Genomic DNA, 20,037 nt, shown 5'->3' on the forward strand with positions numbered 1-20,037 from the left:
CATGCCACAGTTCTTCATCCATCGCCCGGTGTTCGCCTGGGTCGTCGCGCTGTTCATCATCCTGTTGGGGCTGATCGCCATTCCGCAACTGCCGATCGCCCGCTTTCCTTCCGTGGCGCCGCCCGCGGTCAACATCTACGTGACGTATCCGGGCGCCACGCCGCAGACCGTGAACGACTCGGTGCTCAGCGTCATCGAGCGCGAACTGTCCAGCGTCAAGAACCTGCTGTATTTCCAGTCATCGTCCGACACCTCCGGCACGGCGGAAATCAACGTCACCTTCAAACCCGGAACCGATCCGGAACTGGCGCAGGTGGACGTGCAGAACCGCCTGAAGGCCGTCGAGGCACGTCTGCCGCAAGCGGTCAGGCAGAACGGCCTGAGCGTAGCGTCAGCATCGTCGAACTTCCTGATGATGGTGGGCCTGAAATCCGCGGACGGCCGTTACGACGGCACCGCACTGAGCGACTACATGGCGCGCAACGTGGTCGAGGAACTGCGCCGCATCGAGGGCGTGGGCCGAGTGCAGTTGTTCGGCGCCGAACAGGCCCTGCGTATCTGGGTGGATCCGAACAAGCTGACGGCGCTCAGCGTGTCGATGAGCGACATCAGCAATGCGATCACGCAGCAGAACGCGCAGATCGCCCCGGGACGCGTGGGCGATGCACCCACGACACCCGGGCAGCGGGTCACCACGCCTCTGACCGTGCAAGGTCAGTTGGAATCACCCGAAGCGTTCGCCGCCATCGTGCTGCGCGCCAATGCCGACGGCTCCAAGGTGGTGCTGGGTGATGTGGCTCGGGTCGAGTTGGGCGCACAGTCCTACGGATTCTCGACGCGAGAGGACGGCCAGGTCTCCACGGCGGCAGCGGTGCAGCTCTCGCCGGGTGCCAATGCGGTGCGCACCGCCGACGCCATCCTCGCCCGGCTGGACGAGCTCAAGTCGACGCTGCCGGCGGGCATGAGCTATTCGGCCCCCTTCAACACCGCGCCCTTCGTCAAGATCTCCATCCAGAAGGTGGCGATGACCCTGATCGAGGCGATGGCGCTCGTGTTCGCGGTCATGTTCCTGTTTTTGCAGAACGCCCGCTACACGCTGATCCCGGCGATCGTGGCGCCGATCGCGCTGCTGGGCACCTTCGCGGTGATGCTGGCGGCCGGTTTCTCGATCAACGTGTTGACCATGTTCGGCATGGTGCTGGCGATCGGCATCATCGTCGACGATGCCATCGTGGTGGTCGAGAACGTCGAGCGCATCATGGCCAAGGAGGGGCTGGGTCCCAAGGAAGCCACCATCAAGGCGATGAAGGAGATCACCGGTGCGGTGATCGGCATCACCCTGGTGTTGACGGCGGTCTTCATTCCCATGGCTTTCGCCAGCGGCTCGGTGGGTGTGATCTACCAGCAGTTCACGCTGTCCATGGCGGTGTCGATCCTGTTCTCCGCCTTCCTCGCGCTGACGTTGACTCCGGCGCTGTGTGCAACGCTGCTCAAACCGGTGGACCCCGCGCACCACGAGAAGCGTGGTTTCTTCGGCTGGTTCAATCGCAAGTTCGAGCACATGACCCAGCGCTACGAGTCCGGCGTTGGCCGTCTGCTGGCGCGCAGCGGACGGGTCATGCTGGTGTTTGCGGCCTTGACGGCGATCCTGTTCCTCGCTTTCCGGCAGTTGCCCTCGGCCTTTCTGCCCGAAGAAGATCAGGGCTACTTCATGACCACGATTCAGTTGCCGGCGGATGCGACCGTCGAGCGCACGCTGGACATCGTCAAGACCTACGAGAAGCACGTGGCTTCGCGGCCTGGCATCGATTCCAACATGTCGGTCCTGGGTTTCGGATTCTCGGGTTCGGGGCCGAATGCAGCCATGGCCTTCACCACGCTCAAGGACTGGAAGCAGCGCAATGGAGCGACGGCGCAGGACGAGGTGGCGCGTGTCCAGGACGCCATGGCCGGCATCGCTGAAGGCAGCGTGATGAGTCTGATGCCCCCGGCCATCGACGAACTGGGCACCAGCTCCGGCTTCACGATGCGCCTGCAGGACCGCGCCAATCAGGGGCATGCGGCCCTGAAGGCAGCGGAGGTGAAGCTGCTGCAACTGGCCGCACAAAGCAAGGTGGTCACCGGCGTCTACCCCGAAGGCCTGCCCGCCGGCACCAGCATCCGCCTGGACATCGACCGGGTCAAGGCCGAAGCCCTGGGGGTTTCGTTCGGCACGATCAGCGAAACGCTGTCGACCGCGATGGGTTCGTCCTATGTGAACGACTTTCCGAACAGAGGGCGCATGCAGCAGGTCATCGTCCAGGCCGATGCGCCAGCACGCATGCAGATCGACGACGTGCTGCGCCTGTACGTGCGCAACTCCCGTGGCGGCATGGTGCCCTTGTCGGAAGTGGTCACGCCGGTGTGGAACGACACACCGTTGCAATTGGTGCGCTACCAGGGCTTTCCCGCCGCGCGAATCTCTGGTGCGGCGGCGCCCGGTGCTTCCAGCGGACAAGCCATGGCCGAAATGGAGCGGCTGGCGGCGCAACTGCCGCCGGGCTTCGCAGTGGCCTGGACCGGACAGTCGCTGCAGGAGCGTGATTCGGCGTCGCAGGCCCCCATGCTCATGGCCCTGTCCATGTTGGTGGTGTTCCTGGTGCTGGCCGCGCTCTACGAGAGCTGGTCGATTCCGCTGTCGGTGATGCTGGTGGTGCCGCTCGGCTTGATCGGCGCGGTGGGCGCCGTCTTGCTGCGGGGCTTGCCCAACGACGTGTTCTTCAAGGTCGGCATGATCACCGTCATCGGCTTGTCGGCCAAGAACGCGATCCTGATCGTGGAATTTGCCAAGCAGTTGCGCGATCAGGGCAAGGGCCTGGTGGAAGCCGCGGTGGAAGCGGCGCGGCTGCGGCTGCGGCCCATCCTGATGACGTCCCTGGCATTCGGCCTAGGCGTGGTGCCCCTGATGATGGCCACTGGCGCCAGCGCCGAGACCCAGCATGCCATCGGCACGGGTGTGTTCGGCGGCATGTTCACCGCCACCGTGCTGGCCGTGTTCTTCGTGCCGGTGTTCTACGTCGTGGTGATGGGGCTGCAGGAGCGCTTCGATGGTTGGAGAGCATCGCGCCAGCCAGCCCTCTTGCAAGCCCGTCGTGGACAGGAGGGTTGATGCCATGAGACGTTTGATCCCTCTGCTCACGCTGTCGCTGTCGGCCTGCTCGCTGACGCCGCCGCTGCTCAAGCCCGACGCTCCCGTGCCGGCGGTGTTTCCCATGGCCGCGGCGGCACCCGCGTCGATCCCGGCCGCGGACATCGGGTGGCGCACCATGTTCCCCGATGCCAGGCTGCAGCGCCTGATCGCGATGGCGCTGGAAAACAACCGCGACTTGCGGCTGGCTGCCTTGAACGTCGAGGCGGTCCAGGCCCAGTACCGCATCCAGCGCGCCGCGCGTCTGCCCGGTATCGACGCCAGCGGCCAGGCGACGCGGCAGCGGGCCGCGGCCAATGGACAGGACGCAACCTCCCAGTCCACGGTCGTCACCGAGCAGATCGGTGTCGGCCTCGGCCTGAGCGCATTCGAGATCGATTTGTTCGGGCGCATACGCTCGTTGTCAGAAGCTGCCTTTGCGCGCTACCTGGCCACCGAGGAAGGGCGGCGCGCTGCCCAGATCGCCTTAGTGGGCGCAGTGGCCGATGCCTACCTGGCCGAGCGCCTGGCGCTGGAGCAGCGCGACCTGGCCGAACGCACGCTGGCCGATTGGCAGCAGTCTCTCGACCTTGCCCGCTTGCTGCGGCAGGCGCAGCAGAACAGCGGGTTGGAAGTGGCTCAGGCCGAAGGACAGGTCGCAACGGCAGAGGCGGATCTGGAGGCACGCACCCGGGCGCTGGCTCAGGCGCAGAATGCGTTGCGCCTGCTGGCAGGTGCCGATCTGCCCGATGATCTGCCCCAGGGCTTGCCGCTCGACCGCCAGCCGGTGCTCACGGCACTGCCAGCCGGCTTGCCCTCTGACCTGCTGACGCGGCGGCCCGACATCCGACAGGCCGAGCAGTCCATGGTCGCAGCCAATGCCGATATCGGCGCCGCGCGCGCGGCCTTCTTTCCGCGCATCTCGCTGACGGCATCGCTGGGCTATGCCAGCCCGGCCATGAGCGGCCTTTTCGACAGCCAGAACCGGGTCTGGAGCTTTTCGCCGCAGATCGTCCAGCCCTTGTTCCAGGGTGGGCGGCTGCGTGCCGAACTGCGCCTGGCCGAAGTGCGCAAATCCAGCGCCGTGGTCGAGTACGAACGCGCGATTCAGACTGCGTTCCGCGAGGTCGCCGATGGCCTGTCCGGGCAACAGACCTTCGGCCGCCAGATCGCTGCGCAGCAGCGCGTGGTGGACAGCGCCGAGCGCCGTTCCGAACTGTCCAATCTGCGTTATCGCGCCGGTGTCGAGGGTCGCCTGGAACTGCTGGACGCCCAGCGGCAACTGTATGCGGCTCGGCAGACGCTGCTGGACCTGCGCCGCGATGCGTTCGGTAGTGCCGTGGCGCTGTACAAGGCCCTGGGCGGAGGCCTCATTGAAGAAGCGACAGCTTCGGCCAGCCAATGACGACGGGGCTCGACATTTCTCGGACAGAGCCGCCCGCGCACGCACCCGACGGTGTGGAAGGGACGCCGTGGCGGCTCAGGTTCTGGGCCATCTTCGGCGGACAGGCGATGTCGCTCGTCGGTTCGTCGCTGACGCAGTTCGTCCTGCTGTGGTGGATCACCGATATCACGGGGAGCGTGGCCGCGTTGTCCGCTGCCGGCATGGCGGCCTTGTTGCCGCAGGCCGTGCTGGGCCCGCTGGGGGGAACGCTGGCCGATCGCTACAGCCGCCGACTGCTGATGATCACGGCCGATGTCGTGAGCGCACTTTGCATGTTGGTGCTGATCGCCCTGTTTCTCACCGAGCGCATCGAGCTTTGGCACGCCTACACGATGATGGCCGTGCGTAGCGCGATGCAAGCCTTCCAGGCGCCGGCAGCGTCCGCGAGCGTTGCCATGTTGGTGCCAAGGAGCTTCGTCGTTCGCGCGGCGGGCCTGAACCAGTCGCTGCAAAGCCTCACCTTGGTGGCAGCCGCCCCGTTGGGGGCGCTGGCGATCGGTGTGATGCCGATCGGCTGGGCGCTTTCGATCGACGTCTTCACGGCGCTGCTGGGCATCGTGCCGCTGCTGCGCTATCGCATTCCCCAGGCCATTGATCGCCATGCGCGCAAGAACGGCCTATGGAGTGAGTTCCGGGAGGGCGTTCATATGGTCTGGCATACACCCGGTCTGCGCCAGCTTTACCTCCTGCTCGGTGTGGTCGTGCTGGCGATCATGCCCACCTTCATGCTGGTGCCTCTGCTGGTCAAGGTGCATTTTGGTGGTGGAGCACCGCAGGTGGCCCTGATGGAAGGACTGGCAGGAGGCGGCATGTTGTTGGGAGGCATGCTGATGGCAGCCATGGCGCCGCGCAGACTGGTGCTCTGGATACTGGCGGGCTTTGCGCTGTCCTGCGCATCGATCGCTCTCACGGCCTTGGCACCGAGCAGCCTGTTCGGCGTGGCAGTAGCCTGGTGGGTGATGAGCGGCATCAGCTTCGCGTTCGGCAATGCGCCCTTGACAGCTTTGCTGCAGACGACGATTCCCAATCAGCTTCAAGGTCGTGTACTGGCGCTGATGACGACCATCATGGCGCTCGCGTCGCCAGTGGGCTTGGCGCTGGCTGCGCCATTGGGCGAGTGGGTTGGTGTTCGGGGCGTTTTCCTTGTTGCGGGCTCGCTCGGTGCGCTAGCGAGCCTTGCTGGGTTTCTTTCGCCGTCCCTGCTCGCTCTGGGTCGCCGCTAGTTAAGCCAGATATTCAACGAGACCATGAACGGGGTGCGCAAGTGATAGCGTCAAAAAAAAAGATATTTCGTTCTCTCGAAACTCAAAAGCCAAGATTAGCGCGACATAACGCTTGCGGTTGATCGCGGCCAGCTAGCGCACAAAAATGGAGACCACAAGAAGATGGAGCTACGACATTTGCGGTGCTTCCTCGCTGTTGCGGAGGAACTTCATTTTGCGCGAGCCGCAGAGCGGCTTCACATTGAGCAATCTCCCTTGTCGCGGGCAATCAAGGAGCTTGAAGAAGATCTTGGTGTGGTGCTATTTGCTCGCACCACACGCAGCACACGACTAACTCGTGCGGGTTATCTCTTCCTTGATCATGTGCGCCGCGTATTCACTGCTTTGGAGCAAGCACGCGACAGCGTAAAAGCGGCGGCGAACGGTTTTCACGGGCAACTCCGCATCGCCTTATCTGATGGGATTACCCCTTCGCGCCTCCCCGCTTTGCTTGCACTGTGCCGGCAGGAAGAGCCTGAGGTTGAAATCCGATTCTTCGAGGTTTCTCTTTCGCAGCAGATCAAGGGACTGCATGACGATCTGTACGACGTGGGATTTGCGCAGTCCGACGAAGTAGGCGACGGCATCGTCGCACTGCCTGTCTGGAGCGACCCGCTCATGGTTGCAGTGCCAGCTCGGCATCCGCTGCTGGCACACAAGCGTATTCCGCTAGACGAACTGCTGCGCTACCCGCTTGTCCTGTGTGACCCACAAGTCTGCGAAGGCCATGCCAAGCATGTCGAGCGAGTATTGCGCCGTACCGAAATGGAGCCGCTGATCGCGGAGCGGGTGGCATCCGTCGACCTGATGATGGCACTGGTGTCGGCTGGCTTCGCGCTCGGGCTGGCAGGCGCGGCACACATTGCCGCCAGCCGTGAAGCTGGCGTAGTGGCCCGGTCGCTGGCGGCGTGCGTGCCACCGCTGACCACCTATTTGCTGTACCCCGAAGGTGAGCCGCCAGAAGTGCTAGAACGGTTCATTGGGCGCGTACAGGCAATCGAATCGCTGGAATCTCCCAGGCCCATGCGAGGCTGTTCTGACGTACCGGAGGAACCCGCATCATGAAGAAGATCCTTCCGTTTCTACTGGCTGCCGCGTTGACTGCTTGCAACCAGTCCGCGGCCCCTCAGAAGGCAGATGCCTCGGACACGAAAATCCCAACAGTGGAAGAACTGGCGGCCAACCCCCAACGGCTCAAAGAACTGCGCCAGCAATGCAAGACGGATCGCCCCAAGCTGGGTGACGTGTTGTGCAATCGGGTGGCCGAGGCCACGCGCAAACGGTTCTATGGTGACGGTGAAACGCCCTACACACCGCCGAAAGAATCGCCCAAGTTCTGATTTCTGGTTTTTCGCTGCATCGCCTTTAATTTTCTGTTCGACACGCCGCAATGCGCTATCGCTTGCGGCGTTTTTCTTTGATTCGACGCCGCGCGAATTCTGTCTTTTTGCTCGACCTTTCTGCTGGAAACGGTCTTTGACCGGCACTGACCCGGCACCGATCCTGACGCTTGCGGCACGCCCTTGTGCCGCTTTTTCCATGAGGAATCAGCGCAGGAGAAATCGGAGGCCAGGTTATGCAAGGGACAAACGTGCTGTTCGGTCAGATCGCCGTCGTATTCGGCATCGTGATCGCCGGCGTGTGGGGCGCCACACAATGGACAGCAGCGGCCCTTGGCTACCAAGTACGCCTTGGCTCTCCCTGGTTCGATTTTCTTGGCACGCCGATCTACCACCCGTGGAAGCTGTTTGAGTGGTGGTTCTTCTTCGGCGCCTATGCGCCGGAGGTCTTCGACACCGGCGGTGCCATTGCCGGCGCCAGCGGCATGGTCGCCGTGGTCGTTGCCATCGCCATGTCGGTCTGGCGCTCGCGCCAGGCACGCATGGTCACGACCTACGGCTCGGCACGCTGGGCGAACGCGGAAGACATTCGTAAGGCCGGCCTCACACAGCCGGCCGGCGTGTTCCTCGGCCAGCACGACCGGCAGTACCTGCGACATGAAGGCCCGGAACACGTCCTGACCTTTGCGCCCACGCGCTCGGGCAAAGGTGTCGGCTTGGTGGTGCCGACGCTGCTGTCCTGGCCGGCCTCGGCCGTCATCCACGACATCAAGGGCGAGAACTGGCAGATCACCGCAGCGTGGCGCTCGCGCTTCTCGCATTGTCTGCTGTTCAACCCGACCGATGCGAAATCGGCCGCCTACAACCCACTTCTGGAGGTTCGACGCGGCGCGCATGAAGTGCGCGACGTGCAGAACATCGCGGACATTCTGGTCGATCCCGAAGGCGCGCTGGAAAAGCGCAATCATTGGGAGAAGACCAGCCACGCGCTGCTGGTCGGGGCCATCCTGCATGTGCTCTACGCGGGCGAGGACAAGACGCTGCGCGGCGTCGCCAACTTCCTGTCCGATCCGGCCAGCCCCTTCGAGCTGACCTTGCACCGGATGATGACCACGCCGCACCTCGGCGATGGTCCGCATCCTGTCGTCGCTTCGGCGGCGCGCGAAGTCCTCAACAAGAGCGACAACGAACGCTCGGGCGTGCTTTCCACGGCCATGTCGTTCCTCGGCCTGTACCGCGATCCCACGGTGGCCGAAGTCACCTCGCGCTGCGACTGGCGCATCGCCGACCTGATCGCGGCCAAGCATCCGGTGTCGCTGTACCTGGTGGTGCCGCCTTCGGACATTTCGCGGACAAAGCCGCTCATTCGCCTAATCCTCAATCAGATCGGTCGGCGCCTCACCGAATCGCTCGACGGCTCCGACGGCATCGATCGCCGGCACAAGCTGCTGCTGATGCTTGACGAGTTCCCGGCGCTGGGGCGCCTGGACTTCTTCGAGACGGCGCTGGCCTTCATGGCGGGGTATGGCATCCGCAGCTTCCTCATTGCGCAGTCGCTCAACCAGATCGACAAGGCCTACGGCCAGAACCACTCCATCCTCGACAACTGCCATGTCCGGGTGACGTTCGCCACCAACGACGAACGCACCGCCAAACGGATTTCCGAGACGCTGGGCACCGCGACCGAACTGCGCGCGCAGCGCAACTACGCGGGCCACCGACTGGCGCCGTGGCTGGGGCACCTCATGGTGTCGCGCCAGGAAACGGCCCGTCCGCTGCTGACGCCGGGCGAAGTCATGCAGCTTCCGCCCGACGAGGCGGTGGTCATGGTGTCCAGCGTGGCGCCGATCAAGGCGAAGAAGCTGCGCTACTACGCGGACGCCAATTTCAAGCGCCGCGTGCTGCCGCCGCCTGCACTGGCGAACGGGCAGTACGCGGACGCGCCGCCGTCGCGCTCGGATGATTGGAGCGGCCTGGCTATTCCCGCCATGCCCGTCGCGCCTGCGTCCGATACCGCTGAGGGCTTCGCTGCCTCTGCCGATGACGGTGGCCCACGCCGTCAACCCGAACTCTCCGAAACCGTCGCCTACGCCCCCGAGCTGGCCGTGCCGGCTGCCGACCTCGCGCTGCTCGATGACGACGACGACCTGCCGCTTCCCCTTCCTCGCCAGCTTGACCCGGCCATGCAGCGCACGGCGCGGCTGGCTTCCCTCGACCCCAACGACGGAATCGAGCTATGAGCCACTACCGCCTCAACCTGTTCATCCAGCCGGAGCACGCCAAGCGCCTGGACGAGCTGGCCGCCAAGAAAGGCGTGTCCAAGTCGTCCATCGTCGCGGCGGCGCTCGCATCGTGGTTGTCGCCTGATGCCGCCGACCAGCGCGAGGCGGCCATCGCCAAGCGGCTTGATCGCCTGTCGCGGCAGGCGGAGCGCATGGAGCGCGACCAGAACATCGCCATCGAAACGCTGGCGCTGTTCATCCGCTACTACCTGACCGTGAGCACGCCCGTTCCCGAGGCGCACCAAGACGCGGCTCGCGCCCAGGGCAAAGCACGCTTCGAGCAGTTCGTGGAGCAGCTTGGGCGCCACCTGCTACGCGGACGCAGCCTGGTGCGCGACGTGGTGGAGGAACTGCACCCCGATCCGATGCGGATGGAGGACGCGGCGGCAGTCGCCCAAGCACAGGAGCGTGCGTCATGAGCGCCGTTCCGCAATCCATGACCGCCACGTCGCTCGACCGGCGCATCCAGATGTTGCGCACGGCGATGGGGCCGCTGATCGCCGCCGCGCTCGAAGACCCGGACGTGGTGGAAGTCATGCTGAATCCCGACCGCACCCTTTGGGTGGATCGGCTTTCATCGGGGCGTGCGCCGATGGGCGTGGAGCTGTCCGAAGCGGACGGCGAGCGAATCATCCGTCTTGTGGCGGCCCACGTCGGCGCGGAAGTGCATCGCGGCCAGCCGCTGCTGTCGGCCGAGCTGCCCGAGACCGGCGAACGCTTCGAGGGCATCTTGCCGCCCGCCGCGCCGGGGCCAGCCTTCGCGCTGCGTAAGCGCGCCATCGGCGTGATCCCGCTGGAGCGGTACGTCATCGACGGGATGATGACCAGCGCGCAGGCGGGCTTTCTGGTACGGGCCGTGCGCGAGCGGCAGAACGTGCTGATCGCCGGCGCCACCAGCAGCGGCAAGACCACGCTCGCCAATGCTTTGCTCGCCGAAATCGCCGCCACCGGCGACCGCGTGCTGGTGCTCGAAGACACGGTGGAACTGCAATGCGCGGCCCGCGACCACGTTCCCCTGCGCACCCGCGCAGGCGTGGTGTCGATGACCGAGCTGGTTCGCTCGTCCATGCGCCTGCGGCCTGATCGCGTCGTCGTCGGCGAGGTGCGCGGCGCCGAAGCACTGGATCTCATCAAGGTGTGGGGAACGGGCCACCCCGGCGGCATCGCCACGATCCACGCCGGTTCCGCGCTCGGCGCGCTGCTGCGCTTGGAGCAACTGATTCTCGAAGTGGCCGTGAACCCGCCGCGTGCGCTGATCGCTGAGGCGGTCAACGTGGTGATCTACATCGCCGGGCGTGGGCGCAAGCGCCGCATCGAGAGCATCGCCCGCGTCGTCGGCTTCGACGGCGTGGGCTACCAACTGGCGGACGCGATGGATGCGCCATTTCCCGAGCTGCCATCGCAGTCCGACCTTTCTTCCCCGTCCCTCAACCACCCTGGAGAACTGCCATGACGCAGATGCACGTTCCTGCTTTCCGTATTTTCGTAGATCCGCTTCCTCACCTGACCGGCTTGGCACGGCTGCGCAGCCTGGCACGCCCTGCGGGGCAAGGACTGCTGCTGGCCGCGCTGCTGCTGTTCATGGCCGGAACCGCGCAGGCCGCCGGTTCCTCGATGCCGTGGGAAGGCCCGCTGCAATCCATCCTCGAATCCATCCAGGGGCCAGTGGCGCGCATCGTCGCGGTCATCATCATCATCGCCACGGGCCTCGCACTCGCGTTCGGCGACACGTCCGGCGGATTCCGCAAGCTGATCCAGATCGTCTTCGGCCTGTCCATCGCCTTCGCGGCTTCGAGCTTCTTCCTGTCGTTCTTCAGCTTCTCCGGCGGGGCCGTCGTATGAGTGCCCCGGATGCCTTTGCGGCCGGGTTTGAAGTGCCGCTGCATCGCTCGCTGACCGAGCCGATCCTGCTGGGCGGTGCGCCACGCACCGTGGCGATCGCCAACGGCACGCTCGCTGCCGCAGTGGGGCTGGGCCTGCAACTGTGGATTCCCGGTGTCGTGCTCTGGATCGTCGGCCACTCGCTGGCGGTATGGGGCGCGCGCGTCGATCCGCAGTTCATGACCGTGTTCGCGCGGCACATCAAGCACCGCCCGCTGCTGGACGTGTGAGGGGACGCCGCCATGCTGAACCTTGCCGAATACCGCCAGCGGCCCGCACTGCTCGCCGACTGGCTACCGTGGGCCGGGTTGGTCGCGCCGGGCGTCATCTTGAACAAGGACGGTAGTTTCCAGCGCACGGCCCGGTTTCGCGGGCCTGACCTCGACAGTGCGACGCAAGGCGAGTTGATCGCCACGTCGGCGCGCTTGAACAACGCGCTGCGTCGCATGGGTTCGGGCTGGGCGCTGTTCATTGAGGCCGAGCGCCGACCCGCTGCCGACTATCCGCACTCGGAGTTTCCCGAGCCGCTGTCGTGGCTCGTGGAGGAGGAGCGCCGAGCCACCTTCGAGGAATCGGGCAACGACTTCGAGAGCGGCTATCACCTGACGCTGGTGTACCTGCCGCCCGAGGAATCGCGTGCCCGCGCGGCGGGGATGCTGTACGAGAACCGGCCCACCGAAGGCGTGGACTGGCGCGAGCGGCTGCAAGCCTTCGTCGCGGAGACGGATCGCGTCTTTGACCTGCTCGATGGCGTGATGCCGGAAATCGCTTGGCTCGATGACAGCCAGACGCTGACCTACCTGCACGCCACCATATCGACGCAGCGCTACCGCGTCGGCGTGCCCGAAGTGCCGTTCCATATCGACGCGCTGCTGACCGACTCTGCGCTGGTCGGTGGTCTGGCGCCCATGCTGGGCGACCAGCACCTGCGCGTGGTATCGGTGCGGGGCTTCCCGACCTCGACCTGGCCGGGGATTCTGGACGACCTCAACCGCCTCGGATTTGCCTATCGCTGGAGTACGCGCTTTCTCTGCCTGGACAAGGCCGAGGCGGAAAAAGAACTCGCCCGCCTGCGCCGCCAGTGGTTCGCCAAGCGCAAGAACGTCGTCGCGCTGCTGCGCGAAACGATCTTCCAGCAGGAAAGCCCGCTGGTCGATACCGACGCCAGCAACAAGGCGGCCGACGCCGATGCCGCCCTGCAGGAGTTGGGCAGCGATCAAGTCGCCTTCGGCTACCTCACTGCCACGGTGACGGTGCTCGATGCCGACCCGGCCGTGGCCGACGAAAAGCTGCGCATGGTGGAGCGTGTCATCCAGGGACGCGGCTTCGTCACCATCCCCGAAACGCTCAACGCCGTGGATGCGTGGCTGTCGTCCATTCCGGGCAACGCCTACGCCAACGTACGCCAGCCCATCGTCTCGACACTGAACCTGGCTCACATGATGCCGGTGTCGGCGGTATGGGCCGGGCCGGAGAAGAACGATCACCTCGACGGCCCGCCGCTGATCGTCACGCGCACCGATGGCGCCACGCCGTTCCGGCTGGTGACGCACATCGGCGACGTGGGCCACACGCTGGTCGCGGGGCCGACTGGCATGGGCAAGTCGGTCTTGCTCGCCACGCTGGCGATGCAATTCCGCCGCTATCGCGGCTCACGCATCTTCGCCTTCGACATGGGCCGCTCCATGCGAGCCACGATCCTTGGGCTGGGCGGCGAACACTACGACTTGGGCACGGACGGAGAAATCGCCTTCCAGCCCTTGGCACGCATCGACCGTGAGGGCTACCGCACCTGGGCCGCCGAGTGGATCGAAGGCCGCTTGCTGCACGAAGGCGTGGCGGTAGGCCCCGACGAGAAAGCGGCTATCTGGTCGGCGCTGGGAAGCCTCGCCGGTGCGCCGGTGGAGCAGCGCACGATGACGGGGCTTTCCGTGCTGCTGCAATCGAACACGCTGCGGCAGGCGCTGTCGCCTTATGTGCTCGGCGGTATCCACGGCAAGCTGCTGGACGCCGACCATGACCGGCTGGGCATGGCCGACGTGCAGTGCTTCGAGATGGAGGAACTGATGCACAGCAAGGCCGCCGTCATGGCCGTGCTGCATTACCTCTTTGCGCGTTTCGATGAACGCTTTGACGGTGCGCCCACGCTGCTGATCCTCGATGAAGCGTGGCTGTTCCTCGATGACCCGGTGTTTGCCGCGCGTATCCGCCAGTGGCTCAAGACGCTACGCAAGAAGAACGTCAGCGTCATCTTCGCCACGCAGTCGCTCGCCGACATCAAGGATTCGAGCATCGCCCCGGCGATCATCGAAAGCTGCGCTAGCCGCATCTTCCTGCCGAACCCGCAGGCCACCGAGCCGCAGATTCGCACGATCTACGAGGGCTTCGGCCTCAACAGCCGGCAGATCGAGATCGTCGCCACCGCGCAGCCCAAGCGCGACTACTACTACCAATCCCGTCTCGGCAACCGCCTGTTCGACCTCGACCTGGGGCCGGCGACGCTGGCCTTCGCGGGCGCTTCCACGCCGCAAGACCAGCGCGACATAGACCGCGTGCTGCTGGACGCCGGCGCACCCGGCTTCGCGGGCGCCTGGCTGCGCCATCGCGGCCTCGATTGGGCGGCCGACCTGCTGCCCTCGTTCCCCGGCCTGGCGCCGGGTTCCCTCCGTACCACCGACCACCCACAGGAGAGCCTGTCATGAAGAAGCGTCTTGTCGCCGCCGCCATCGCGGCCATGCTTTGCACCGCCACCGCCCATGCGCAATGGGTCGTGGTCGATCCCACGAACCTCGTGCAGAACACGCTGACCGCGATCCGCACGTTGCAGCAGATCAACAACCAGATTCAGCAGCTCCAGAACGAAGCGCAGATGCTGATGAACCAGGCACGCAACCTCGCCAGCCTGCCGTCCAGCGTGGTCGGCCAGTTGCGCGCCAATCTGGCAACCACGCAGCGGCTGATCGACCAGGCGCGCGGCTTGGCCTACGACGTGACGAATCTGGATCGGGAGTTCGCACGCCTGTATCCCGAGCAGTACGCCGCCACCGTCAGCGGCGACCAGATGTACCGCGACGCGCAGGAGCGTTGGCGGAACACGCTCAACGGCTTGCAGACCACCATGCAAATGCAGGCGCAGGTGTCGCAGAACCTGGGCGAAGACGAAAGTGTGCTGGCGGATCTTGTGGGCAAGAGCCAGTCGGCCGAAGGTGCGTTGCAGGCGATGCAGGCCATGAACCAGTTGCTGGCCTTGCAGGCCAAGCAGTCGATCCAGTCGCAGCGGCTCCAGATCACGCAAGACCGGGCGGCGTCGCTGGAGCTGGCGCGGCAGGCGGCAGCCACGGAGCGCGCCCGCGAGGTGCGGCGGCGCTTCCTGGGCGACGGCACGCCGTACACGCCGCAGTCCGTGAACTTCTACGGCAACTGACGGGAGGCCGCTATGCGATGCGTCCTCGTCCTGTGTGTCGCGCTGCTTGCCGCTTGCGGCGAGCAGCCGGCCGACCACCTTGCCGATGCCCTGGCCGCCGATCCCGCGCGGTTGAAGGCATTGCGCGCGCAATGCGCGGCCGACCGGCAGGCCACGGGCGAGGACGCTTGCCGTGCCGCCGCCGAAGCCTTCCGGCGGCGCTTCTTCTCCGGCCAGGCCGGGCCGGATGAATACCAGACGCTGGCCGACCTGCCGCCGATCCCGCCGAGCTTCGATGAACCGGCCGATGGCGAAGCGCCGCCCTTGACCGCCGTACCGGAGGACACGCCATGAATGACGTGACCATCATCGACCGCTTCCTCAACATCTTCTCCACCTACATCGACTCGGGTTTCGGGCTGTTGCAGGGCGAAGTGGCCTTCCTCACCGCCACGCTGATCGTCATCGACATGACGATCGCCGGACTGTATTGGGCGATGAGTCACGCCACCGGCCAGGGCGAGGACGTGATCGCCAAGCTGCTGCGCAAGGTGCTCTACGTCGGTGCCTTCGCTTACATCATCGGCAACTTCAACTGGCTGGCCGGCATCGTGTTCCGCTCCTTCGCCGGGCTGGGCCTGACGGCCACCGGCTCGACCATCACGATGGAGAACTTCTTGCAGCCGGGCCGACTGGCGAAAACCGGCATCGACGCAGGCGCTCCGATTCTGGAGCAAGTCGGCGAGATGGCCGGTTTCCCCGAGGTGTTTGTGAACCTCGATGCCATCACGGTGATGTTCCTCGCTTGGCTGGTCGTGGTCTTGTGCTTCTTCGTGCTGGCAATCCAGCTTTTCATCACGCTGATCGAGTTCAAGCTGACGACGCTCGCGGGCTTCGTGCTGGTGCCGTTTGCCTTGTGGAACAAGACGGCGTTCCTCGCCGAGAAGGTGCTGGGCAACGTGGTGTCGTCCGGCGTCAAGGTACTGGTGCTGGCCGTGATCGTCGGCATCGGCTCGGGCCTGTTCGCCGAGTTCCAGGTTCATCCCGATGACCCGTCCATCGACCACGCGCTGGTCATCATGCTTGCGTCGCTCACCTTGCTGGCGCTGGGCATCTTCGGCCCTGGCATCGCTACGGGCCTGGTGTCCGGTGCGCCGCAGCTCGGCGCCGGCGCTATGGCCGGCGCTGCTGTAGGCGCAGCCGGCACGGCCGTTGCCGTAGGCGCTGCCGCGACGGGCGTGGGCGGCGCGGTCATGGCCGGGGCGCGCATGGCGCCTGCCGCCGCCAAGCTCGCCGGCAGCGGCGCGCGTGCTGCCGCCTCGACGGCCAGCAGCGCACGCTCGGCGTTCCAGGCCGGTTCCGCCGCCGCAGGCGGTGGCGCGAAGGGCGCGATGGCCGGCTTGGGCAATGTCGCCAAGACCGGCGCGCAGTCCGCCGGGCGCGGCATCGCATCCCGTGCTTCCGCTGCTGGGCAACGCATGGCAGCTCCCTTCCGCTCCGGCTGGAGCGGCGCTGCTGCTGACGATGGCACGGCAGCCGGTGGAGCCGGGGCATCCGGCCGGGCCGCCGCAGGCGAGGCCACTTCCGGCGCAGCCAATGCGCAACCCGCTTGGGCCAAGCGGCTGCATCGCCGCCAGCAACTCACCCATGCCGCGACCACCACCGCGCACACGCTGCGCGGCGGCGATGGCGGCGGCTCGGGCCAAGGCCCAAGCCTGCGCGATTCCGATTCATAAGGAGAACTGACCATGCGATTCAAGCGACCGCAGGTGCGCTACGCCGACACGCCGCAGCCTGCCACTCCGTACCAAGCTGCCGGCCAGGTGTGGGACGAGCGCATCGGCTCGCCGCGCGTGCAGGCGAAGAACTGGCGCCTCATGGCCTTCGGCTGCCTGACGCTCGCGCTGCTGATGGCCGGCGGCCTAGTGTGGCGCTCGGCGCAATCCATCGTGACGCCCTACGTGGTGGAGGTGGACAACGCAGGCCAGGTGCGCGCCGTGGGCGAAGCGGCCACGCCGTACCGGCCCAACGATGCGCAGACGGCGCACCACATCGCGCGTTTCGTGACGCTGGTGCGCTCACTGTCCATCGACCCGATCGTCGTGCGGCAGAACTGGCTCGATGCCTACGACTACACGACCGACAAGGGCGCGGCCGTGCTCAACGACTACGCCCGCACCAGTGACCCGTTCGCTCGTATCGGTCGCGAGTCGGTGACGGTGCAGATCACCAGCGTCGTGCGCGCAAGCGACACGTCTTTCAACGTGCGCTGGACGGAGCGCCGCTACGTCAACGGCGCCGCGGCGGGCCTGGAGCGGTGGACGGCCGTGGTGTCCATCGTGCTCCAGCCGCCGCGCACCGAAGAACGCCTGCGCAAGAACCCCCTGGGCATCTACGTCAACGGCTTGTCGTGGAGCCGCGAGCTGGATTCTTCCGAAGGAGCCAAACCATGAATGCACTTTTCCGTAAATCCGCCTTGCCGGTGATCCTGCTGGCTTCGACTGTCTTGTTCACGGGCTGCGCCACGCAAGGCAAGCCGCCGCCGACCATCTCGCTCGATGAGCCGGTGCAGGCCCAGCCGCTGCCCGAACCGCCCGCGCCGGTGGAGGTGGTGGCCGTGCCCGAGGTGCTGCCGATGCCGGCGCAGTTGATGCCGGTGCCCGAGGCCGAAGACGCCAAACCTACGCCGGAACCGGCCGACGAGAAGGTGCGTGTCTCGCGCGCCAACGCCGAGGCCCGCGTCGCGCCCACGCGCGAGGGCTACGTCAACGCGATTCAGGTGTGGCCCTTCACCGATGGCGCGCTCTATCAGGTCTATGCGGCCGTGGGCCGCGTGACCGTGATTTCGCTCCAGCCGGGCGAGGAACTGGTGACGGTGGCCGCCGGCGATACCGTGCGCTGGATCGTGGGCGACACGTCCAGCGGCAGCGGCGCCGACCTGCGCGTGAACGTGCTGGTCAAGCCGATCCGCTCGGGACTCAAGACCAATCTCGTCATCACGACCAGCCGCCGCACCTATCTGCTGGAGCTGACCTCGACGGAAAAGACGTGGATGGCGTCGGCGTCCTGGGAGTACCCGCGCGACCGGATGCTGGCCTTGCAGCGCCAGGCGCAGGCGGCCAGCGCCGCAGCGCCGGTCGATACCGGGCTGGCGCTGGAGAACCTGCGCTTCCGCTACGCGATCAGCGGCAGCAATCCGCCGTGGAAGCCGCTGCGCGCTTTCGATGACGGCGAGAAGGTCTATATCCAGTTTCCGGCGGGCATCGCGCAAGGCGAGCTGCCGCCCCTGTTCGTCATCGGCGCGCAGGGCGATGGACAACTGGTGAACTACCGCTTCCGCTCGCCGTACTACATCGTGGATCGGCTGTTCGGCGCGGCCGAACTGCGCCTGGGCGGCGACAAGGGCGACGTGGTGCGAATCGAGCGCACGGACGGCGTTGCGCGGAGGAACTGACCATGAGCCAGGACGACACCCCCGACCTCGCCACGCCGCAGGCGGGCAAGGTCGCGCCCGAGGCGGTGGCGCTGCGCGCCCAGCCGCGCCCGGTCACGCGCCTGAACCGGCGCACGCTGGCCATCCTCGTCGGCAGCCTGTCGGTCGCCGTGCTCGGCGCCACGATCTGGTCATTGCAGCCACAGCGGCGCGGAGCCGGCGAGCAGACCGAGCTTTACAACGTCGATCGCGTGTCGAAGTCCGAAGGGCTGGACGCGCTGCCAACCGATTACTCGAAGCTGCCGGCCTTGCCGCCCGCCGCACCCGAGCTGGGGCCGCCACTACCGGGCGATCTTGGCCCGGCCATCGTGAAGTCGCAGCAGCCGGTGACGGCCGCCTACGCGGCCCCCGGCCACGACCCGAACGACGCGCTGCGCAAGGAAGCCGAAGCGGCTGCGGCATCGTCGGTGTTCTTCCGCTCGGGTTCGCAGAAGGCCGCGCCGGTAGCGCAGACGCAGGTGGCTGCCTCGCAGGGCTTCGCCGCCAATGCGGCGTTCGACCCACTGGCGGCTGGCCCGGCCTCGACGGCGGCCCAGCCTGCCGACCCGACCGCCGTACAGAACCGGCAAGACCAGAAAGAGGCGTTCCAGAAAGCCGGAACCACGGAAACCCGTAATTCCGGCAATCTGACCCTGCCGGCTTCGCCGTATCAGGTCATGGCCGGAACGGTGGTCGCCGGGGCGCTGGTGACGGGCATCAAGTCGGACTTGCCGGGCGACGTGATCGCCACGGTGACGGAGCCGGTCTATGACACGGCCACCGGCAAGTTCCTGCTGATCCCGCAGGGTTCGCGCATCCTGGGCAAATACAACAGCCAGGTCAGCTACGGGCAGAGCCGCGTGCAGGTGGTGTGGAACCGGATCATCCTGCCCGACACGTCTTCGCTCACGCTCGACAACCTGGCCGGCACCGACCCGGCCGGTTATGCCGGGCTGGAAGACGACGTGGATTGGCATTGGGGCCGCATCTTTGCCGGCGCGGCGCTGACCACGCTGCTGGGTGTCGGTGCCGAGCTGGCCGCGCCGGAGAACCGGCAGGACGGTGATCGCGTCATCATCGCCGGCCGCGACAGCGCCCAAGACAGCATCAATCAGGTCGGCCAAGAGATGACACGGCGCAACATGAACATCCAACCGACGCTGACCGAACGGCCGGGCCTGCCGGTTCGCATCATCGTCAACCGCGATCTGGTGCTGCGGCCGTACCAGCCGCTTTTCTTCAACAGGGGGACTTCACGATGACGACGCGCAAGCTGCGGCTGGGGCCGCTGCCGAAAACCGAATCCACGAAGCTGACCTTTGCTTGCCCGGCCAGCCTGAAAGCCGACCTCGACCGCTACGCCGCGCTGCACGCGCAGACCTACGGCGAAGCGGTCGATGCCACGGTGCTGATTCCGCACATGCTGGAAGCCTTCATGGCGGGGGATCGGGGATTCAGGAAGGGAGGCGCGGGCAAGGCCGCGCCGTCGAAGCCAAGCTGATGACGCCGGTTCCCGTGGTATCCATCCCTCGAACGCGCAGCCCAAGGCTGCGCGTTCTTCGTTCTGGAGGGCTGCGGCGTTGTGGGCTATGATGATGAGACGCGGCCGCCGTCTGCTGGCAATCGTCCCCGATGCAGCACGCTCCGGCTTTCTACCGCGACGCTCTTATGTGGCTCCTAGTCCACAACGCCGCAGCCCCGCAAAGCGGCCCGAAGTAGAGCTAAACCCGCGCCCCATATAGACTTCCGGCCATCAGGCTGTTTTCACAAAACACTTGACACCGGAA

The 20,037-nt window shown here is 66.1% G+C and carries 18 protein-coding genes; all 18 read left to right on the forward strand.

The features are described from left to right. The first annotated feature begins 1 nt into the window (after position 1). On the forward strand, positions 2–3,148 hold the full coding sequence (locus tag ACPW75_RS25555; RefSeq protein ID WP_425904487.1) for a multidrug efflux RND transporter permease subunit: 3,147 nt from the start codon (positions 2–4) through the stop codon (positions 3,146–3,148). 4 nt (positions 3,149–3,152) lie between these two features. Beyond that, complete coding sequence (locus ACPW75_RS25560) at positions 3,153–4,571, forward strand: efflux transporter outer membrane subunit (RefSeq protein WP_425904488.1); 1,419 nt, start codon at positions 3,153–3,155, stop codon at positions 4,569–4,571. After that, entirely contained in the window at positions 4,568–5,833 is a 1,266-nt protein-coding gene (locus ACPW75_RS25565; RefSeq protein ID WP_225521518.1) for an MFS transporter, read from the forward strand. The genes ACPW75_RS25560 and ACPW75_RS25565 overlap by 4 nt, the downstream gene beginning before the upstream one ends. Positions 5,834–5,995: 162 nt before the next feature. After that, entirely contained in the window at positions 5,996–6,937 is a 942-nt protein-coding gene (locus ACPW75_RS25570; protein ID WP_425904489.1) for a LysR family transcriptional regulator, read from the forward strand. Further along, on the forward strand, positions 6,934–7,212 hold the full coding sequence (locus tag ACPW75_RS25575; RefSeq protein WP_425904490.1) for an EexN family lipoprotein: 279 nt from the start codon (positions 6,934–6,936) through the stop codon (positions 7,210–7,212). The genes ACPW75_RS25570 and ACPW75_RS25575 overlap by 4 nt, the downstream gene beginning before the upstream one ends. A gap of 236 nt (positions 7,213–7,448) precedes the next feature. Further along, positions 7,449–9,452, forward strand: a complete 2,004-nt coding sequence (locus ACPW75_RS25580) for a conjugal transfer protein TraG (protein WP_425904491.1) — start codon at positions 7,449–7,451, stop codon at positions 9,450–9,452. Further along, positions 9,449–9,913 carry a ribbon-helix-helix protein, CopG family gene (locus tag ACPW75_RS25585; protein WP_033475077.1) on the forward strand — a complete coding sequence of 155 codons (465 nt, stop codon included), beginning with the start codon at positions 9,449–9,451 and terminating at the stop codon, positions 9,911–9,913. Before ACPW75_RS25580 ends, ACPW75_RS25585 begins: the two co-directional genes overlap by 4 nt. Then, positions 9,910–10,947, forward strand: coding sequence for a P-type conjugative transfer ATPase TrbB (trbB, locus tag ACPW75_RS25590; protein WP_031656907.1), 1,038 nt, complete (start codon positions 9,910–9,912; stop codon positions 10,945–10,947). The genes ACPW75_RS25585 and trbB overlap by 4 nt, the downstream gene beginning before the upstream one ends. After that, entirely contained in the window at positions 10,944–11,336 is a 393-nt protein-coding gene (locus ACPW75_RS25595) for a TrbC/VirB2 family protein (protein WP_033475078.1), read from the forward strand. The genes trbB and ACPW75_RS25595 overlap by 4 nt, the downstream gene beginning before the upstream one ends. Next, the gene (locus tag ACPW75_RS25600) at positions 11,333–11,605 is read left to right on the forward strand and encodes a VirB3 family type IV secretion system protein (RefSeq protein ID WP_031656903.1); all 273 of its coding nucleotides are present in this window, start codon (positions 11,333–11,335) and stop codon (positions 11,603–11,605) included. The genes ACPW75_RS25595 and ACPW75_RS25600 overlap by 4 nt, the downstream gene beginning before the upstream one ends. Before the next feature lie 12 nt (positions 11,606–11,617). After that, positions 11,618–14,077, forward strand: coding sequence for a conjugal transfer protein TrbE (gene trbE / locus ACPW75_RS25605; protein ID WP_033475079.1), 2,460 nt, complete (start codon positions 11,618–11,620; stop codon positions 14,075–14,077). Further along, positions 14,074–14,799, forward strand: a complete 726-nt coding sequence (gene trbJ / locus ACPW75_RS25610; RefSeq protein WP_033475080.1) for a P-type conjugative transfer protein TrbJ — start codon at positions 14,074–14,076, stop codon at positions 14,797–14,799. Before trbE ends, trbJ begins: the two co-directional genes overlap by 4 nt. A gap of 12 nt (positions 14,800–14,811) precedes the next feature. Beyond that, entirely contained in the window at positions 14,812–15,132 is a 321-nt protein-coding gene (locus ACPW75_RS25615) for an EexN family lipoprotein (protein ID WP_033475081.1), read from the forward strand. Beyond that, the gene (gene trbL / locus ACPW75_RS25620) at positions 15,129–16,514 is read left to right on the forward strand and encodes a P-type conjugative transfer protein TrbL (RefSeq protein ID WP_024889309.1); all 1,386 of its coding nucleotides are present in this window, start codon (positions 15,129–15,131) and stop codon (positions 16,512–16,514) included. The genes ACPW75_RS25615 and trbL overlap by 4 nt, the downstream gene beginning before the upstream one ends. A 12-nt stretch (positions 16,515–16,526) precedes the next feature. Further along, a complete protein-coding gene (trbF, locus tag ACPW75_RS25625) occupies positions 16,527–17,231 on the forward strand; it encodes a conjugal transfer protein TrbF (protein WP_024889308.1) in 705 nt (234 codons plus the stop codon). Beyond that, positions 17,228–18,232, forward strand: coding sequence for a P-type conjugative transfer protein TrbG (gene trbG, locus ACPW75_RS25630; protein WP_024889307.1), 1,005 nt, complete (start codon positions 17,228–17,230; stop codon positions 18,230–18,232). The genes trbF and trbG overlap by 4 nt, the downstream gene beginning before the upstream one ends. 2 nt (positions 18,233–18,234) lie before the next feature. Beyond that, the gene (locus tag ACPW75_RS25635) at positions 18,235–19,512 is read left to right on the forward strand and encodes a TrbI/VirB10 family protein (protein ID WP_033475082.1); all 1,278 of its coding nucleotides are present in this window, start codon (positions 18,235–18,237) and stop codon (positions 19,510–19,512) included. Further along, positions 19,509–19,751: a DUF2274 domain-containing protein gene (locus tag ACPW75_RS25640; RefSeq protein WP_033475083.1), complete on the forward strand. Its 243-nt coding sequence runs from the start codon at positions 19,509–19,511 to the stop codon at positions 19,749–19,751. The genes ACPW75_RS25635 and ACPW75_RS25640 overlap by 4 nt, the downstream gene beginning before the upstream one ends. Positions 19,752–20,037: the final 286 nt, after the last annotated feature.

Source organism: Aeromonas sp. FL131 (assembly GCF_049860615.1).
GTDB classification, from domain to species: domain Bacteria; phylum Pseudomonadota; class Gammaproteobacteria; order Enterobacterales; family Aeromonadaceae; genus Aeromonas; species Aeromonas hydrophila.

Bases quoted from the DNA above. Each gene is read 5' to 3' on its own strand.
- trbJ (WP_033475080.1), top strand. From the start codon at position 14,074: ATGAAGAAGCGTCTTGTCGCCGCCGCCATCGCGGCCATGCTTTGCACC.
- ACPW75_RS25575 (WP_425904490.1), top strand. From the start codon at position 6,934: ATGAAGAAGATCCTTCCGTTTCTACTGGCTGCCGCGTTGACTGCTTGC.
- ACPW75_RS25560 (WP_425904488.1), top strand. From the start codon at position 3,153: ATGAGACGTTTGATCCCTCTGCTCACGCTGTCGCTGTCGGCCTGCTCG.
- trbB (WP_031656907.1), top strand. From the start codon at position 9,910: ATGAGCGCCGTTCCGCAATCCATGACCGCCACGTCGCTCGACCGGCGC.
- ACPW75_RS25600 (WP_031656903.1), top strand. From the start codon at position 11,333: ATGAGTGCCCCGGATGCCTTTGCGGCCGGGTTTGAAGTGCCGCTGCAT.
- ACPW75_RS25635 (WP_033475082.1), top strand. From the start codon at position 18,235: ATGAGCCAGGACGACACCCCCGACCTCGCCACGCCGCAGGCGGGCAAG.
- ACPW75_RS25585 (WP_033475077.1), top strand. From the start codon at position 9,449: ATGAGCCACTACCGCCTCAACCTGTTCATCCAGCCGGAGCACGCCAAG.
- ACPW75_RS25580 (WP_425904491.1), top strand. From the start codon at position 7,449: ATGCAAGGGACAAACGTGCTGTTCGGTCAGATCGCCGTCGTATTCGGC.
- ACPW75_RS25570 (WP_425904489.1), top strand. From the start codon at position 5,996: ATGGAGCTACGACATTTGCGGTGCTTCCTCGCTGTTGCGGAGGAACTT.
- trbE (WP_033475079.1), top strand. From the start codon at position 11,618: ATGCTGAACCTTGCCGAATACCGCCAGCGGCCCGCACTGCTCGCCGAC.
- ACPW75_RS25595 (WP_033475078.1), top strand. From the start codon at position 10,944: ATGACGCAGATGCACGTTCCTGCTTTCCGTATTTTCGTAGATCCGCTT.
- trbF (WP_024889308.1), top strand. From the start codon at position 16,527: ATGCGATTCAAGCGACCGCAGGTGCGCTACGCCGACACGCCGCAGCCT.
- ACPW75_RS25555 (WP_425904487.1), top strand. From the start codon at position 2: ATGCCACAGTTCTTCATCCATCGCCCGGTGTTCGCCTGGGTCGTCGCG.
- ACPW75_RS25615 (WP_033475081.1), top strand. From the start codon at position 14,812: ATGCGATGCGTCCTCGTCCTGTGTGTCGCGCTGCTTGCCGCTTGCGGC.
- trbG (WP_024889307.1), top strand. From the start codon at position 17,228: ATGAATGCACTTTTCCGTAAATCCGCCTTGCCGGTGATCCTGCTGGCT.
- ACPW75_RS25565 (WP_225521518.1), top strand. From the start codon at position 4,568: ATGACGACGGGGCTCGACATTTCTCGGACAGAGCCGCCCGCGCACGCA.
- ACPW75_RS25640 (WP_033475083.1), top strand. From the start codon at position 19,509: ATGACGACGCGCAAGCTGCGGCTGGGGCCGCTGCCGAAAACCGAATCC.
- trbL (WP_024889309.1), top strand. From the start codon at position 15,129: ATGAATGACGTGACCATCATCGACCGCTTCCTCAACATCTTCTCCACC.